Below are 15,082 nucleotides of genomic sequence, written 5' to 3'. Positions count from 1 at the left end.
AGCAGTAGGTCCATTGGGGCCTTTTGAAACAGTGCGGCCGAGTCAGATGCTGTTATTTGTGCTGTCCCTGTCCGGGCGCACCTGACGATCGTTCGGCCTACGGAATATCATATTATGGTATTCCAAACTTTCTGCAAGAGTTTCGCGTCTTCGTTGAGGCGTCAATTTGAAATTAACAGATGGAAATCCCAGTAATTACGGGGCTAAACGTTTATTTTCAAACGAGCTTTACGCCTCAGTTACGGAGTCTGAAAAGCGTTTTTATTAGTGAATAAATACTGAAAACAGGTGTTTTAGACGTGCTCGTCAGCCCGAAAACGGGATGTTTTCGACGACTTCGAGGTCGTATCCGGTCAGCCCTGCGTATTTGAGCGGGGCGCCCATGTGACGCAGTTTGCCGACGCCGATGTCCTGCAGGATCTGTGCCCCGGTACCGACCTCCGAATAGATGCGCGACTGCGACCGGCTGAACTGACGCGGCGGCTGAGTCAGTTGTGGAATACGTTCAAGCAGCGCCTGGGATGACTCGTGATTGGCCAGCACCACAACGACTCCGCTGCCCGCTTCGGCGACTTTTTGCAGGGCTGCCCAGAGGGTCCAGTTGCTGGGGCCGTTGTAGTGCGCGCCGACCAGATCCCGTAGCGGGTCGATGACATGCACCCGCACCAGCGTCGGTTCGTCGCGCTTGATATCACCCATGATCATTGCCATATGGACGCCGCCTTCGATGCGGTCTTCGTAACTGATCAGGCGGAACGTTCCGTGCACCGTGGAAAGCTCGCGCTCGCCGATGCGGGCGACGGTGTGCTCGGTGCTCAGGCGATAGTGAATCAGATCGGCGATGGTGCCGATCTTGATGCCGTGTTTTGCGGCGAAGGTTTCCAGGTCCGGGCGGCGGGCCATGGTGCCGTCGTCATTCATTACTTCGACGATGACCGAAGCGGGTGTAAAACCGGCCAGACGTGCCAGGTCGCAACCGGCTTCAGTGTGCCCGGCCCGGGTCAGGACGCCGCCTTCCCGGGCGCGCAACGGGAAAATATGCCCCGGTTGCACCAAGTCTTCCGGTCGCGCATCGCGGGCAACGGCTGCCGCGACGGTTCGCGCCCGGTCGGCCGCAGAAATGCCGGTGCTGACGCCCACGGCCGCCTCAATGGACACCGTGAACGCGGTGGCGAATACGCTGCCATTGCTGGGAACCATCTGCTCCAGACCCAGGCGCTGGCAGTGATCATCGGTCAGCGTCAGGCAGATCAGGCCGCGCGCCTCCCGGGCCATGAAGCTGATGGCCTGAGCGTCACAGCAGTCGGCCGCCAATAATAAGTCACCTTCGTTCTCACGGTCTTCATCGTCCACCAGCAAGACCATCTTGCCTTGGCAATAATCCTCGATGATTTCTTCGATGCTGTTGAACGGCATACCTGACTCCCGCTGTCATGATGTGTTTGACTTGTGGTATACCATAAGACAGTTTGTTCGGGTAAAGAACAGATATTTTTCAGTGGAGGTTTGAATGAAGGCTTACTGGATTGCGCAAGTCGATGTGAATGATCCACAGCAATACACCCAGTACACGCAACGCGGCCCGGCGGCGTTCAAGCTGTACGGCGGCAGGTTTCTCGCACGTGGCGGTCGCTCGCAGGCGGTAGAGGGCAAAGCCACGCCGCAACGCACGGTGATCATAGAATTCGATACCTACGATCAGGCAGTGGCCTGCTACAACAGCCCTGAGTATCAGGACGCAATGAGCTACCGCGCGGGGGCTGCGAGGGCGGAGATTGTGATCGTGGAAGGGATTTAAGATAGAGGAGGTGCGCGGTCTACCTGATACACCCAAGCGCCTGTATCGCGGGCAAGCCCGGCTCCCACAGATTCTGCGCCATGCCAAATATTAGCGCGATGACGTGGGACCGGTTTTAGCCGGGAAGAGGCCGTGACAGACGCTGAATCTTCATCGGCAGAAACGCCGCCTTCCCGGCTAAAGCCGGTCCCACGTCGTCAATCAGCTTGCAGGCCAACATAGAATATCTGCGTCATTTTCGAAGACCCATTGTCAGCAGGCTTTAATGGCTTCCCCGATGCCCCCAGACACAGCGTTGACCCTGTGGGAGCCGGGCTTGCCCGCGATACAGGAGACGCAGCCAGAAGACACACCGCGTCATCGTTTATCGTCGGAATGCCGCCCAGACCTAGCCCAGCCCCCGCAGGATATCTGTGTCATTTCTGACTCAACGAATGAAATGCACCTTGCCGCTGTCATCGTTACCGACGTAGATCCCGTACGAACCGGTCCGGCGTTCTTCGATGTAGCGTTCGAGAATTTGCCGGATCGCCGGGTAGTAGATGCTGTCCCACGGAATATCTTCCGGGGCGAAGAATTTGTAGTCGAGGGTTTCCGGGCCGAACTGGCCGGTGATTTCCAGCGCCAGGGCGCGGAACACGATGTACACCTCGCTGATCGCCGGCACGCTGAAGATGGAGTAGGGCGAGAGGATTTCAGCCCTGACGCCGCTTTCTTCCCATACTTCGCGCAAGGCTGCCTGCTCGGTGGTTTCGCCGCTTTCCATGAATCCTGCGGGCAACGTCCAGGTGCCAGGGCGGGGCGGAATGGCACGCTGACACAACAGATATTTGCCGTCCTGCTCAATGATGCAGCCGGCAATAATCTTCGGATTGACGTAGTGAATGTAGTTGCAGCCCCCGCACATCAATCGCTGATGAGTATCGCCCGCTGGCACGCGCTGAACGAGGTCAGCGCTGCCACAGTGCGGGCAAAAGCGCGGGGCGGGCATGTCAGTGGCCTATGCGCGGTTCTTTCAGGGCCATGGGGGCGAATAGCTCGCGCACCTTGCTGCCGTCATTCTGCTTGGACTTGAGGTAGTCCAGCGCGACTTTGGCGGCGCTGCGCACATGGTCCACGGAAGCCTGATGGGCTGCCAGTGGGTCGCCGCTCTTGATCGCTTCGACGATACGTTCCATCTCTTCATTACTGGCGCTGCGTCGGTTTTCCTGCGAAACCGATGTGGCGCGCAGATAGCTGATACGCGCCTGCAGTTGGCGCAACTGGGTGGCAGCGACGTGGTTGCCCGAACCTTCCAGCAGCACGTCATAAAAGCTCTGCACCGAATCCAGCACTTGTTGCAGCTCGCCTTCCTTGAGGGCCTTGCGGTTCTCTTCGAGGGCTTTTTCCAGCGCGCGAATGTTCTTGGCCTTGGCCCGCAGGGTGAACAACTGAACGATCAGCCCTTCGAGCACACAGCGCAGTTCGTAGATATCACACGCGTCTTCCAGGGTGATGATTGCAACGCGCGGGCCCTTGGCGTCGGCGAATTCCACCAGCCCCTCGGACTCAAGGTGACGCAGGGCTTCACGGACCGAGGTACGACTCACCCCGAGGCGTTCACACAAGTCGCGCTCCACCAGGCGGTCGCCGGGTAGCAGCTGAAAATTCATGATGGCGCTGCGCAATTTGTCCAGCACGATTTCGCGCAGGGTAATGGGATTGCGATTGACCTTGAAGGAGTCGTCGATTGGCAGGCGTTTCATGGGTTTGACTCTGGATGTGGCAGTTGACTGAAAATATGCACGATCAGTGTTGTATACGGCATGCCGTATGCCGTTGTGAAGCTTGGTGTGTATTTGCGCACGCTATGCTGCGTTGCGCAAGCTGCCGGGATAGCCGACAGCCGATGCAGTGCAAAACGTTGCGAAGTTTATCATGGGCTGTTTGCCCCGCGACGAAACGGGACGGATACAGATCAGACCATATCCGGCAGCGCGCCCAGTTTGCCCCGGTAATAGATCATCGGTGCGACGGTCTGCTCTGGCAGGATCAGGTTTTTCACTGCGCCGACAATGATGGCGTGATCACCGCCGTCGTATTCGCGCCACAGCTCACATTCGATAATGGCGGTCGCATTGCGCAATAACGGGTTGCCCAGTTCGCTCAAGTGCCACTCGATACCCGCCGCCTTGTCCTTGCCTTTGCCCGCAAACGCGTAGGCTTCCGACTTCTGCCCTGCGGACAGCAAGTGGATGGCGAAGCGCTTGCTGTCACGCAGGACAGGGTAGGTGTCCGATTCGTAGTTGGGGCAGAACAGCACCAGCGCCGGATCGATAGACAGCGCGCTGAAAGCGCTAGCGGTGATGCCAACGATTCCGCCCTGTGCATCCAGGGTGGTAACCACCGTGACGCCTGACGGAAAGGAGCCCATGACTTCTTTGTATATGCCGGGTTCTATCATGTGAGGGTTCTCTTGTTGGGCTTGCCGGGTTCTGGCAGGCAATCAATTCAGGTGTGCGAGCGGGCGACTAAGCTCAGCGCATGACAAACGGATCAGGCATCGGCGCTTGCGACAGGTTGATCCAGACAGTCTTGAGCTCGGTATAGGCCAGCACCGAATCAATACCGCTCTCGCGACCGTAACCGCTGTTTTTGAAACCGCCGATGGGGGCCATGGCCGAGACTGCGCGGTAGGTATTGACCCAGATGATACCCGAGCGCACGTCCCGGGCCAGGCGATGAGCGCGGCCCAGATCTTTGGTCCAGATGCCTGCTGCAAGGCCAAACTGCGAGTCATTGGCGATGGCCAACGCTTCGGCTTCGTCCTTGAATCGAATCACTGAGGCGACCGGGCCGAACACTTCTTCCTGCATGATTTTCATCGAGTTGCGATCACACTCGAACAAGGTGGGTTCGTAGTACCAGCCGTCACTGTCCATCTGCGGACGTTTGCCGCCCGTGCGTAATGTTGCGCCTTCAGCCAGGGCGTCGGCGACCAGCGCTTCGACTACCGCCAGTTGTTGCGCCGTGGCCATAGGGCCCATTTCACTGGCGTCGTCCTGAGGATTGCCGATGCGAATGCGTTTGGCGCGTTCGCTCAGTCGCTCGACAAACTCGTCATAGATATCGTCCTGCACCAACAACCTTGAACCCGAGACGCAGCTTTGCCCGGAGGCGGCGTAAATCCCGGCAATCGCGCCGTTGATGGCACTGTCCAGGTCGGCGTCGGCAAAAATAATGTTCGGTGATTTGCCGCCCAGTTCCAGCGACAGTTTTGCGAAATTTTCAGCGCTACTGCGTACCACATGTCGGGCAGTCGCTGCGCCGCCGGTGAAGGCAATCTTGCGCACCAGCGGATGGCGGGTCAGGGCGGCACCGGTGCTTGGGCCGTAGCCGGTCACAACGTTGACGACGCCCGGCGGGATGCCTGCTTCAAGGGCCAGACGCGCCAGTTCCAGTACGGTTGCAGAGGCGTGTTCCGACGGCTTGAGAACAATCGTGTTGCCAGCGGCCAGTGCCGGGGCCAGTTTGATGGCGGTCAAATACAGCGGACTGTTCCAGGGAATGATTCCGGCCACCACGCCCATGGGTTCGTGAACGGTGTAGGCGAACAGATCCGGCTTGTCCAGCGGCAGAGTACCGCCTTCCAGTTTGTCGGCCAGCCCGGCGGTGTAGTGGAAAAACTCCGGCAGATAACTCACCTGGCCCCGGGTTTCGCGGATCAACTTGCCGTTGTCCCGGCTTTCCAGCTGAGCCAGTTGCTCTTTGTTTTCGGCAATCAGGTCACCCAGACGGCGCAGCAACTTGCCTCGTGCGGTGGCCGTCAATTTGCGCCAGGCCGGGCTCTCAAAGGCTTGCTGGGCCGCCTGAACGGCACGGTCCACGTCGCTTTCATCAGCGTCGGGCAATTCGGCCCAGGGTTGGGCCAGCGCCGGGTTCAGGCTCTGGAAGGTCTTGCCCGAAAGGGCGTCGACCCATTGCCCGTCGATGCACATCTGAAAGCGAGTGAGCGTCATGCAACGATCCCCTTTGCTTGATTGTGTTGAGTCTCGGCCTTGCGCAGGAAGTCCAGCAAGACCTGATTGACGAGTCGTGGCGACTCGACCGGCATCATATGTCGTTGTTCAGCGAGTATCGCAACCTCGGCACCGGGAATGCGCGAGGCCAGCTGGCGGGCCATCTCCGGAGTCGACCCAGGGTCCAGTTCGCCGGTGGCGATCAGCGTTGGTGCGGTGATATGGCCCAGATCGTCTGCCCGGTACATGTCCTGCGTGGCAAACAGGGTGTACGTGGTCAGGTAACCCTGCGGGTCGTTCTCGGCGAGTATCTTGCGGATGGCAGCGATCTGCGCCGGGTTTGCGGCCTGGTATTCACGGCTGAACCAGCGCGAGAGTGCTTCGGCGGCGTTGGCATCCGGTCCATGTTCAGCCGCCTGAGCGGTACGCGCGATGACCCCGGCGCGCTGTTCGGCACTGCGATTGAATACGCTGTTGAGGACGACCATCCCCGATAACTGCTGCGGGAAGTGCAGGGCAAAGGCGCGGGCCACCAGCCCACCCATAGAAAAACCGATGACGGTAGCTTGCGGCAGGCCCAGATGCTCCAGCAGTTCATGCAATTGTTCGGCATACCCCAGCAGCCCGGTATCAGCAGCGGGACGCGGGCTGGCGCCGTGGCCGAGCATGTCGTAGGCAATCACTCGATAGTGCGGCATCAGCCCCACGACCTGGCCGCCCCACATTTCTTTGTTCAGACCCACGCCGTGAATCAACACCACGGGATGGCCTTCGCCGGTTGCCAGATAACTGGTCCCGGCCGGGGTGCGTTCAGCGGTAAGCCGAATCATGGAGCGCTCCTGGCCTGTGTTATGCGGACGGTTACTGCTGAGCCTTTTCGGCTGCCAGCTGTTCCAGGTCGATGTAGCGGTTGCCAATGCGCGGATGCAGACGACCACCATCGGCAGCACCGAGCACAACTACGATTTCGTCGGCGCGAGGTGCGTCTTCGATCTTCATTTCCAGGGTGATGTAGTGCGAGCGCAGGCCTTCATCGTCCTTGTGCATCATCGGGATCTGAATCGAAGTACCAGGCCCGCCGCGCTTGTTGGTGAAGCTCAGGTAGCTTTTGGCTTTGACCGCTTCGCGATAGTGGTTGCCGAAGCGCAGGGTATGGATCACTGCGGAGGCATGCTCGATTTCACCGTCGGCCCCAATGACTGCGGCCTTGCCGTAAGCCTCGATTTTGTCAGCACCGCCAATCGCATCTGTCAGACGCTTGACCATCAATTCGCCCAGTGCCGAGCAATGTGCGCGGATTTCCGGGTTCAGGTCTTCAACGAAACCACGACCCAGCCAGGGGTTTTTGATCACTACCGCCAGACCCACCATGGTCACCGGCTTGTCGCTGGCTTTACCGCCTTCGATAAGGGTTTCTTCGGAATAGCAGACGATTTTGCGAATTTCGAAACTCATGGACGGGCTCCCGGATAGGGTGACTGAATGTATTGCGTCTGATGGTATACCATAATATTGGTCGTGCAAATTTTTTCTGCGTCAGGTGTGGAGTAGCTGGGAGAGGATGAATCGGCCTGACACTTGATCAGCAGATCGGAACCGTAAATGCATTTCGTCGGCATTGCTTTCGATTCCCTGAACGGCTCAGCGAGGGGGCCACTCCACCTAACTGACGGTTGCGTCATTCAGGTGTTTTCGCAGCGGTTTACGTCCCAGGAATCCAAGACGATCCATAACCGATTTACGAGGTGCCGCATGGCCAAGACAAACACCAGAACGACTGTTGCCGACCTGTTCATTCATGAGCTGTCCGACGTTTACAGCGCCGAGAAACAGATCACCAAAGCCTTGCCTCGTCTGGCGCGGGCTTCAACCAATCCACTGCTCAAGGAAGCGTTTGAAGCGCACCTTGAAGAAACCTATGGGCAGATCGAACGTATCGATCAGTTGGTGGAGCAGGGCGAACTCAAGCTCAAGCGCATGAAGTGCGCAGCCATGGAAGGGTTGGTCGAGGAAAGCAAGGAGCTGCTTGAGGAGATCGAGAAAGGCGAGGTGCTGGATGCGGCATTGATTGGTGCCTGCCAGAAGGTCGAGCACTACGAAATCGCTGCCTACGGCACTTTGGTTGCAATGGCGAAACAGCTGGGCATGAAAGACGCTGCCAAGCTATTGAGCGAAACGCTTGCGGAGGAAAAATCCGCGGATGAAAAGCTGTCGGCCATTGCCGAGCAAGGCGGGAATCAGGCTGCGACCATAGCCTCGTAGAGCGCGTCGTCTCGCAGAAAACGAGCATCTGCAGGAGCCGCCCCGGTGTCACTGACGCCGCGCTGTCGCGCAGCAAACAGATATCAATGTGGGAGCGGTGCTTGCCCGCGATAAGGGCGACGCGGTTTAAAATGGAATTGCGGTGTTCTTATCGCGAGCAAGCTCATCCCTACAGCGAGGGCGTTTCAAATCAATGTTTGAGGAGATACATCCTCAATCAAGCGATGCTGTAGCCCTCAAACGCCTTGCCCTGCTGCAGTGCAGTGACGACATTCTTGCGGTTGACCGGAAATTCGTTGCCTTCGTTATCGGTGAATGTCTCGCTCTGCAGGGTGGCTTCGTCGCCTTCGCCTACAAAGGTGAAACCGAGGAATTCAAAGGCTTCACGGTCGACATTCAGGTTAGAGCGCGGGGTGCGCAAAGGCAGGCTGACGCTTTGGCCGTCCTTGCTGATGGTGTAGACCTCGGCTTCTTTCTTGGCGCGGGCCGTTTTGCTTTTGCCTGTGCTCGGGTTGCTGATCGCCTGATGAGTCTGGTTCAGCACCTTGAGCGCCAGGCTGTAGACCAGCTCTTGAAAGGCAGGGTCGTCTTTATAGCTGGACAGGATCCGGCTGATGGGGAACTGCGTGCTCAAGTCGGCCAGTGCCAGGCTGTCGGCCGCTTCGGCGTCCTTCAGGCGCTTGAGTTCTCCCATCAGTTCATAGGCCTTGTCATCGTCGTAACTGTCTTGCGCAGTACGGATCGCGGCACGTAGCTGACGGATTTCGTCACTTTCCTTGGCGGTCTGGAACGCATCAAGCACCATCTCGCTGATGGTCTTGGCCTGAGGTGCGTGCTGTGAAAGACCGATGGCGTTTTCGTAATCGAGCTTGGCGGAGTTCACGGATTCAGTTGTCTGGGAATCAAGCATTGAATTTCACTATTTCAGGTTTGAGGCGCGAAAAGTCACTGGCCTTTCGGGGCGCATAATCTAGTGGACGCGGACGACGTTGTCACGGACCAATGCCTGAGCCCTCTATTTCAAGCCCTTCAGGCAAGTGATAGCAAAACCGTACAATGCCGTACTTGTGTTTTCTCTTGCGTCTGTTGATCATCGCGCCCTTGAACCACTGACCAACAGAGAAAGCGGCACATGAGCACAGGGTTGACTGAAGACGATATGCGCAGAGCGCTGGGCCTGGACGTACCTTCACCGGCAGCACCCGCTCCCGTGGAACCCGAGCTCAAACCCGAGCCGACGCCGACGCCAGCGCCTGCTCCCGTGGCCAAGGCTCCACCACCGGCACCGCGGCCGAAAGCCAAGCGTCTGTCACCGGCACTGCTGGTAACGTTGCGGGTGACCAGAGAGTTTGAAGGCGAAGAAACGCTGTTCGTCCACGAAGCCAAAACCCTCAGCACCTTCGACGCCGAGCAGGAAGCCCGCAAAGCCGCTGCGAAAGAGAAGTACAAGTATTTTGAAGTGGTGTCGATCAAGCGGGTTGAGTAACAGGATTTTTTCAGATGAAACACGTTACTGGTAGGAGGCAACTTGTTGGCGAGGCTTTTTGCGCTGTGTTAACTCGACTAAAGCCTCGCCAACAAGTTGCCTCCTACCGGTTATGCGGCGGGTAAAGATAACTGTCACCCCACTGCACTCAACCCGTGATACCCCCGATCAAAGTAGACCAGCGCCGCAGCATCCTGCTGTCGACTCAGCGCCAGAACCTCGCAGAACAGAATGTCATGCGTACCCACGCTGACGGTCTGACTGACCCGGCAATCGAACGATGCCGCGGCACCTTCCAGCACCGGCGAGCCGGTTACCCAGGTTTCCCATTGCGCTGCGGCAAAACGCTCAGCCATGGGAGTCTTGCCGCCAAACAGATTGGACAGATCACGCTGCCCGCAGGTCAGGGTGTTGACGCATAGCGTCGCATTGGCGGTCAGCGCTGCATGCACCGACGCCGAGCGATTCAGGCAGACCAGCAAGGTCGGCGGCGTGTCAGTAACGCTGCACACCGCCGTTGCGGTAAATCCGCAGCGACCGTGCGGGCCGTCGGTGGTGATCACGTTGACCGCAGCTGCCAGTCCGGCCATGGCATTGCGATAATCCTGTTGCGGGATCGGCAGCAACGTCTGGGCGACGGCGAGAAGTTCGGATGCTTGCATGGGGGTTCTCCGCTCAGGCCTGGCTGGCCAGGTAATCGAGAATTACACGATTGAAAGGCTCGACGTCACTGACGCTGGACGCATGACCGCCGTATTCGAGCAGCGTCAGTTGCCCGGCCGAAAGCGTGTTAGCAAGATGCTGCGAGCGCTGCCACGGCACCAGCATGTCATCGCGGTTGGCGAGCAGCAGGGTCGGCGTGGTGATCTTGTGCAATTGATCTTCGACATTGAACGCCTGCAGCGCGGCAATCCGGCGCAGCAGGTTGTTGGTTTCGGGAAAGTGCGCCAGCGCGTGGGCTTCATCTTCGGCCAGCTGCGCGCTGTGCTCGGCGATCCAGTCCGCGGGATAGAGAAACAGCGCCTGGGCCTGGACGTAAGCCTCCGGCCCGCTGTCGCGTAACAGATTCTTGCGCACGGCAAAGCAACGTTCGCTGTGCGGATTCGAACTGCTCCAGGCGTTGATCAGCACCATGCTGTGCAACAGTGGCGGGCGTTGCAACGCCAGCTCCAGACCTACCAATCCACCCAGCGCGTGGCCGATAAAATGACAGTGCTGCACTTCAATGCTGTCGAGCAGCGCGAGCAATTCTGTGGCCATGGTCGCAATCGAATAATCTTCGGCAAGGATCGCCGGGCTACGGCCAGTCCCGGCCTGATCGTAAACTACCACCCGATAATGCTCAGTCAGCACTGGCAGTTGCGGTGCCCAGAACCGGGCGGAACCGCCCAGGCCTGAACTCAATACCAGCGTCGGTGCATCGGCGGCCTGGTTGCCGAGGATTTCGTAGTGCATGCAAGACTCCATTACAGGCGCTCAAGCGTCTGCTTGTTAAGGGGGGATTCTCACCGCGTTGCCGCTATCAAGCGCTGGACCTGTAGGAGCTGACGAGCACCGCGAGGCTGCGATGGCGGTCTGTCTGATACACCGCCATCGCAGCCTCGCGGTGCTCGTGCGCTCCTACAGATCCAATGTTTCAATGTGACAGCGCAGCTTCCGTATCCTGTGAGATCAGCCGATGTGGGCGATGCTGGCGATTTCGATCAGTGCTTCGGGTTTGACCAGGCCGCACTGGATGCAATAACGCGCAGGTTTTTCCCCGGCGAAGTATTCGGCGTAGACCTCGTTGACCTTCGCGTAGTCGGCCCAGTCCTTGATCATGATCATGTTGAACGTGACGTCGTCCATGGTCCCGCCTGCGGTTTCAATCACGTTCTTGATGGTCTCCAGCACGTGGCGGGTCTGCGCGGTCGCGTCGCCCACATGCACGACGTTGTTGTCTTTGTCGAAGGGCAGGGTGCCGGATACATAAAGCACGCCGTCGGCCATGGAGCCTGGAACAAACGGGGCGATGGGCTTGGTGGTGCCAGCTGGGATGATCGCTTTCTTGGTCATGGGCTTTCCTCAGAGAGTGGAGGTTTTTGGAGTGAAGGTGCTGCAGAAATCTTCAACGCTGGACACCCAGCCGAAAAACGTTTCGATGTTGAACAGCGCCGCCTGCTGCGCAAACGCCGGACCTGCCTGATGCGTAGCATCGGCCAGCACTACGCCGAAGTACTCGAGGAAGAAGCCGTCGCGCAGGGTCGACTCGACACACACGTTGGTGGCGATCCCGGTGAACACCAGGTTACGAATGCCACGGCTGCGCAGCACGCTGTCGAAGTTGGTGTTGAAGAAGCCGCTGTAGCGGGTTTTCGGCAATACGATATCGCCCGGCTGCGGTTGCAATTCGTCCACCAACTGATAGTCCCAGCCGCCTTTGGCCAGCAGTTGGCCTTGCAGCTCGGGGCGTTTGCGCATGGTTTTCAGCGCATTGGATTTATGCCAGTTGGGCGAACCCGGACCGCCGGCTTCGACGTAATCCGGGTCCCAGCCGTTCTGGAAGAAAATCACCGGCATGCCGGCGGCACGGGCCGTGACCAGCGCCTTCTGAATGCTGGCAATCACCGGCCCGGTGCTGCTGACATCAAAACCCGCGAGGTCCAGATAGCCGCCCAGTGTTGAATAGGCGTTCTGCATGTCGATCACGATCAAGGCCGTCTCGCAGGCTTTCATGCTCAGCGGTTCCGGGCTGGCGGGGAGTTGGCGAGCAGCCTCTGCGGACTGGGGCGGTGCATAGCCTGATACAGGGGCAATTGCATTCATCAGGCAGATTCCTTGAGCAGATTGATGTGTTGGCGACTGGTCATCAGTGGCTGAATCTTCTGCCCGAAATCTTCCACGCCTTTAACGAAGTCATCGAAGGTCAGCATCACGCCTTGGGTGCCGGGTACGCTGGCCACTTCATCGAGCATGCGGGCTACCGAGGCCCACGAACCCACCAGCGTCCCCATGTTGATATTCACGGCGGAGGTCGGATCGGCCATCTGCCGCATGTTGGAACCGGGACTCTTGTCGGCTGAACCTTTTTCGCTGAGCCAGGCGATGGCTTCTTCATCGGCCCCGGCCTTGATGTGCTCCCAGCGGGCGCGAGCGGCTTCATCGGTGTCGTCGGCGATGATCATGAACAGCGGGCAGGAAGTGACATTACGGCCGGTTTTTTCGTTGGCCTCGATCAGCTTGGCAGCGGTCGGCGCGTAAGCCATCGGGGTGTTCACGCCCTTGCCGAAACAGAAGTTGTAGTCGGCGTATTGCGAAGAAAACGCCATGCCCGCTTCGCTTTGGCCTGCGCAGATGATTTTCATGTCTGCCTGGGGTTTGGGGCTGACGCGGCAGTCGTTCATGGTGAAGTACTTGCCTTTGAGATCGCTGTGCCCGGTGCTCCACAAGTCCCGCAGTACCTGAGCGTATTCGGCCAGGTATTCATAACGGGTCGAGAAAAAGTCATCTCCCGGCCACATGCCCATCTGCTCGTATTCCGGCTTTTGCCAGCCCGTTACCAGATTCACCCCGAAGCGGCCGCCGGAAATCGAGTCGATGGTCGACGCCATGCGCGCGACGATGGCCGGAGGAATCGTCAGGGTTGCAACGGTGGCGAACAGGTGGATGCGGCTGGTGACAGCGGCGAGTCCTGCCATCAACGTGAAGGACTCCATGTTGTGTTCCCAGAACTCGGTCTTGCCACCGAACCCGCGCAACTTGATCATCGACAGGGCAAACTCGAAGCCGTAATGCTCGGCCTTCTGCACGATTGTCTTATTCAGTTCGAACGTCGGCATGTATTGCGGTGCGTTGCTGGAAATCAGCCAGCCGTTGTTACCGATAGGGATGAAGATTCCAATATCCATGTGAAGGCCTCTTGCATGCGGTGGCAATGAACGGTGCGCCCGGCGAAGTCCGGCAGCACGCTACACAGGACGTTTTGCATGAAGCAGGCCAGCTTTTTATTGTTGTTTTAAAACAAAGGGTTGACTGAATTTAGGTATGTGTTTCAGACCATTTGGTCTGGATTAGAGCACTTGGTTTGTGCGCGGTGCACGCAGACGGGGCAGGGGCCTGGATTTAATTGTGCCGCGCTGTCTCGCAGTTAACACCGGGCTGTAGGAGCGCACGAGCACCGTGAGGCCGCGATAGCGGTGTATCAGACAGAATGCTATCGCGGCCTCGCGGTGCTCGTGCGCTCCTACAGGTTTCGTGTTTTCTGCATGAGTGCTTTACCCAGCCCCCATCCACCAAGGTAAAGTGCCCCGGTACTCAATGTTGATGCGGTCGTAAATGTGAACAACGAACCTCCAGTGACGCCTCCCAAATCCGTCAAACGCAGCCGTGTGGTGAAACCTAAGGCGCCTGCGCTCAAGGCTAAAGCCAAGCCTGTGGTCAAAGGCAAAGGCACGCGCGAGGCCAGTGCTTCGACGGTCAAGCGGCGGATGCGTCTGGTAGAAGGCAAGCGTGCCGCGATTCTGGAAGCTGCGCTGGAAATCTTCTCGCGCTTCGGCCTGCATGGCACCAGCCTGGACCAGGTGGCGAGCATGGCCGACGTGTCCAAGACCAATCTGCTTTATTACTTCGCCAGCAAAGAAGAGCTGTACACCAGTGTGCTGCGTCAGTTACTGGATGTCTGGCTGAAACCGTTGCGCGGGTTCAGTGCAGAGCAGGATCCGATTGAGGCAATCAGCGAATACATCCGGGTCAAGCTGGAGTTGTCCCGTGACCATCCCGCTGAGTCGCGGCTGTTCTGTCTGGAGATCATTCAGGGTGCGCCGTTGATGCTGGCAGAGCTGGAGCAGCCACTGCGCGATATCGTCGAGGCCAAGGTCTCGGTGATCCAGGGCTGGATAGAGGCGGGCAAACTGGCACCGGTTGAACCCCATCACCTGATCTTCTCGCTGTGGGCCACGACGCAGCACTATGCGGACTTTGCCAGCCAGATCAATGCGGTGACCGGCAAGACGCTTGATGATCCGGTGTTCTTTGCGCACACGTTAGAAAACCTGCAGGCGCTGGTCCTCAACGGCATCCGGCCGCGAGTTCAAGCAGCAGACTCACAGCAATAACGCGGAACGCTTTTCTGTGGAAAATCCCAGGTTGGCCTGAAATCCGTAGGACCGGCTTTAGCCGGGAGAGCAGTGTTTCTGCGGAAGAAAATTTAGCGGATATCACTAAGTCCTCCCGGCTAAAGCCAGTCCTACGGAAAATCGCGGCCGCTGCAGGAGATTCTGTGTTGGCCTGCTAATTCGCAATCAGGCTCACCGTTTGCCCTGCGCACGAGCCGAACCATTGACCCATCTCAACCCCCATGCCCGCTTTTCGTGCTCCCCCGCCCAAACCAAGTGCTCTGCTTCGGACCATTTGATCTGTTTTTGCGTGCCTTAAAAGCTAACCATCTGAAACCTATAGCTATTCAAAGACTGGCACAGTTACTGCTATCCCCAGAGCAGCTGTTCGGTCGGGGATCCTGACCGGGCGAGCCTTATCCCGCTGCTGGCCTACCATCAGGAT

17 protein-coding genes are annotated in these 15,082 nt (G+C 58.3%); 4 read left to right on the top strand and 13 right to left on the bottom strand.

Going from position 1 to position 15,082, the window contains the following annotated elements; all coding sequences use genetic code 11:
* Positions 1–306: 306 nt before the first annotated feature.
* Positions 307–1,416, bottom strand: coding sequence for a bifunctional 3,4-dihydroxy-2-butanone-4-phosphate synthase/GTP cyclohydrolase II (gene ribBA, locus CKW31_RS16600; RefSeq protein WP_095097168.1), 1,110 nt, complete (start codon positions 1,414–1,416; stop codon positions 307–309).
* 94 nt (positions 1,417–1,510) lie between these two features.
* On the opposite strand from ribBA, the gene CKW31_RS16595 reads away from it, so the two are divergent.
* Entirely contained in the window at positions 1,511–1,798 is a 288-nt protein-coding gene (locus CKW31_RS16595; protein WP_095097165.1) for a DUF1330 domain-containing protein, read from the top strand.
* Positions 1,799–2,225: 427 nt separating this feature from the next.
* Here CKW31_RS16595 and CKW31_RS16590 read toward each other — a convergent pair whose 3' ends face one another.
* The 6 genes from CKW31_RS16590 to CKW31_RS16565 all read right to left on the bottom strand — a co-directional run bounded on the left by CKW31_RS16590 (position 2,226) and on the right by CKW31_RS16565 (position 7,251).
* Positions 2,226–2,789, bottom strand: coding sequence for an NUDIX hydrolase (locus CKW31_RS16590; RefSeq protein ID WP_095097159.1), 564 nt, complete (start codon positions 2,787–2,789; stop codon positions 2,226–2,228).
* 1 nt (position 2,790) lies between these two features.
* Complete coding sequence (locus CKW31_RS16585; protein WP_095097156.1) at positions 2,791–3,543, bottom strand: GntR family transcriptional regulator; 753 nt, start codon at positions 3,541–3,543, stop codon at positions 2,791–2,793.
* Positions 3,544–3,755: 212 nt separating this feature from the next.
* Positions 3,756–4,241 carry a flavin reductase family protein gene (locus CKW31_RS16580; RefSeq protein ID WP_095097153.1) on the bottom strand — a complete coding sequence of 162 codons (486 nt, stop codon included), beginning with the start codon at positions 4,239–4,241 and terminating at the stop codon, positions 3,756–3,758.
* Positions 4,242–4,314: 73 nt separating this feature from the next.
* Complete coding sequence (locus CKW31_RS16575) at positions 4,315–5,796, bottom strand: aldehyde dehydrogenase (RefSeq protein WP_095097150.1); 1,482 nt, start codon at positions 5,794–5,796, stop codon at positions 4,315–4,317.
* A complete protein-coding gene (locus CKW31_RS16570) occupies positions 5,793–6,626 on the bottom strand; it encodes an alpha/beta fold hydrolase (protein WP_095097147.1) in 834 nt (277 codons plus the stop codon). The genes CKW31_RS16575 and CKW31_RS16570 overlap by 4 nt, the downstream gene beginning before the upstream one ends.
* 31 nt (positions 6,627–6,657) lie before the next feature.
* Entirely contained in the window at positions 6,658–7,251 is a 594-nt protein-coding gene (locus CKW31_RS16565) for an amino acid synthesis family protein (protein ID WP_095097144.1), read from the bottom strand.
* A gap of 297 nt (positions 7,252–7,548) precedes the next feature.
* Here CKW31_RS16565 and CKW31_RS16560 point away from each other — a divergent pair, with 297 nt between their 5' ends.
* Positions 7,549–8,058: a ferritin-like domain-containing protein gene (locus tag CKW31_RS16560; RefSeq protein ID WP_095097141.1), complete on the top strand. Its 510-nt coding sequence runs from the start codon at positions 7,549–7,551 to the stop codon at positions 8,056–8,058.
* A 217-nt stretch (positions 8,059–8,275) separates the two neighbouring features.
* On the opposite strand, the gene CKW31_RS16555 is transcribed toward CKW31_RS16560, so the two are convergent.
* On the bottom strand, positions 8,276–8,968 hold the full coding sequence (locus tag CKW31_RS16555; RefSeq protein WP_095097138.1) for a hypothetical protein: 693 nt from the start codon (positions 8,966–8,968) through the stop codon (positions 8,276–8,278).
* Positions 8,969–9,190: 222 nt separating this feature from the next.
* Between CKW31_RS16555 and CKW31_RS16550 the strand changes: the two genes are divergently transcribed.
* Positions 9,191–9,544 carry a hypothetical protein gene (locus tag CKW31_RS16550; protein WP_095097135.1) on the top strand — a complete coding sequence of 118 codons (354 nt, stop codon included), beginning with the start codon at positions 9,191–9,193 and terminating at the stop codon, positions 9,542–9,544.
* A gap of 134 nt (positions 9,545–9,678) precedes the next feature.
* On the opposite strand, the gene rutF is transcribed toward CKW31_RS16550, so the two are convergent.
* From rutF to rutA, 5 genes are all read right to left on the bottom strand, one after another.
* Positions 9,679–10,206, bottom strand: coding sequence for an NADH-dependent FMN reductase RutF (gene rutF / locus CKW31_RS16545; RefSeq protein WP_095097132.1), 528 nt, complete (start codon positions 10,204–10,206; stop codon positions 9,679–9,681).
* Positions 10,207–10,219: 13 nt separating this feature from the next.
* Complete coding sequence (rutD, locus tag CKW31_RS16540; RefSeq protein WP_095097129.1) at positions 10,220–10,999, bottom strand: pyrimidine utilization protein D; 780 nt, start codon at positions 10,997–10,999, stop codon at positions 10,220–10,222.
* A 216-nt stretch (positions 11,000–11,215) separates the two neighbouring features.
* The gene (gene rutC / locus CKW31_RS16535) at positions 11,216–11,599 is read right to left on the bottom strand and encodes a pyrimidine utilization protein C (RefSeq protein ID WP_095097126.1); all 384 of its coding nucleotides are present in this window, start codon (positions 11,597–11,599) and stop codon (positions 11,216–11,218) included.
* 9 nt (positions 11,600–11,608) lie between these two features.
* On the bottom strand, positions 11,609–12,349 hold the full coding sequence (gene rutB, locus CKW31_RS16530; RefSeq protein WP_095097123.1) for a pyrimidine utilization protein B: 741 nt from the start codon (positions 12,347–12,349) through the stop codon (positions 11,609–11,611).
* Positions 12,349–13,431 carry a pyrimidine utilization protein A gene (rutA, locus tag CKW31_RS16525; protein WP_095097120.1) on the bottom strand — a complete coding sequence of 361 codons (1,083 nt, stop codon included), beginning with the start codon at positions 13,429–13,431 and terminating at the stop codon, positions 12,349–12,351. Before rutA ends, rutB begins: the two co-directional genes overlap by 1 nt.
* A 447-nt stretch (positions 13,432–13,878) precedes the next feature.
* Between rutA and rutR the strand changes: the two genes are divergently transcribed.
* A complete protein-coding gene (rutR, locus tag CKW31_RS16520) occupies positions 13,879–14,637 on the top strand; it encodes an HTH-type transcriptional regulator RutR (protein WP_371856757.1) in 759 nt (252 codons plus the stop codon).
* The last annotated feature ends 445 nt before the right edge of the window (positions 14,638–15,082 follow it).

It is taken from the genome of Pseudomonas sp. Irchel 3A5, from assembly GCF_900187575.1.
In the GTDB taxonomy this organism is placed as follows: Bacteria; Pseudomonadota; Gammaproteobacteria; order Pseudomonadales; family Pseudomonadaceae; genus Aquipseudomonas; species Aquipseudomonas folii.
This window is presented reverse-complemented; position numbering and strand designations above follow the sequence as displayed.

What these genes read in the sequence shown, in the direction of transcription:
- ribBA (WP_095097168.1), bottom strand. Translation starts at nt 1,416, where the DNA reads ATGCCGTTCAACAGCATCGAAGAAATCATCGAGGATTATTGCCAAGGC.
- CKW31_RS16595 (WP_095097165.1), top strand. Translation starts at nt 1,511, where the DNA reads ATGAAGGCTTACTGGATTGCGCAAGTCGATGTGAATGATCCACAGCAA.
- CKW31_RS16590 (WP_095097159.1), bottom strand. Translation starts at nt 2,789, where the DNA reads ATGCCCGCCCCGCGCTTTTGCCCGCACTGTGGCAGCGCTGACCTCGTT.
- CKW31_RS16585 (WP_095097156.1), bottom strand. Translation starts at nt 3,543, where the DNA reads ATGAAACGCCTGCCAATCGACGACTCCTTCAAGGTCAATCGCAATCCC.
- CKW31_RS16580 (WP_095097153.1), bottom strand. Translation starts at nt 4,241, where the DNA reads ATGATAGAACCCGGCATATACAAAGAAGTCATGGGCTCCTTTCCGTCA.
- CKW31_RS16575 (WP_095097150.1), bottom strand. Translation starts at nt 5,796, where the DNA reads ATGACGCTCACTCGCTTTCAGATGTGCATCGACGGGCAATGGGTCGAC.
- CKW31_RS16570 (WP_095097147.1), bottom strand. Translation starts at nt 6,626, where the DNA reads ATGATTCGGCTTACCGCTGAACGCACCCCGGCCGGGACCAGTTATCTG.
- CKW31_RS16565 (WP_095097144.1), bottom strand. Translation starts at nt 7,251, where the DNA reads ATGAGTTTCGAAATTCGCAAAATCGTCTGCTATTCCGAAGAAACCCTT.
- CKW31_RS16560 (WP_095097141.1), top strand. Translation starts at nt 7,549, where the DNA reads ATGGCCAAGACAAACACCAGAACGACTGTTGCCGACCTGTTCATTCAT.
- CKW31_RS16555 (WP_095097138.1), bottom strand. Translation starts at nt 8,968, where the DNA reads ATGCTTGATTCCCAGACAACTGAATCCGTGAACTCCGCCAAGCTCGAT.
- CKW31_RS16550 (WP_095097135.1), top strand. Translation starts at nt 9,191, where the DNA reads ATGAGCACAGGGTTGACTGAAGACGATATGCGCAGAGCGCTGGGCCTG.
- rutF (WP_095097132.1), bottom strand. Translation starts at nt 10,206, where the DNA reads ATGCAAGCATCCGAACTTCTCGCCGTCGCCCAGACGTTGCTGCCGATC.
- rutD (WP_095097129.1), bottom strand. Translation starts at nt 10,999, where the DNA reads ATGCACTACGAAATCCTCGGCAACCAGGCCGCCGATGCACCGACGCTG.
- rutC (WP_095097126.1), bottom strand. Translation starts at nt 11,599, where the DNA reads ATGACCAAGAAAGCGATCATCCCAGCTGGCACCACCAAGCCCATCGCC.
- rutB (WP_095097123.1), bottom strand. Translation starts at nt 12,349, where the DNA reads ATGAATGCAATTGCCCCTGTATCAGGCTATGCACCGCCCCAGTCCGCA.
- rutA (WP_095097120.1), bottom strand. Translation starts at nt 13,431, where the DNA reads ATGGATATTGGAATCTTCATCCCTATCGGTAACAACGGCTGGCTGATT.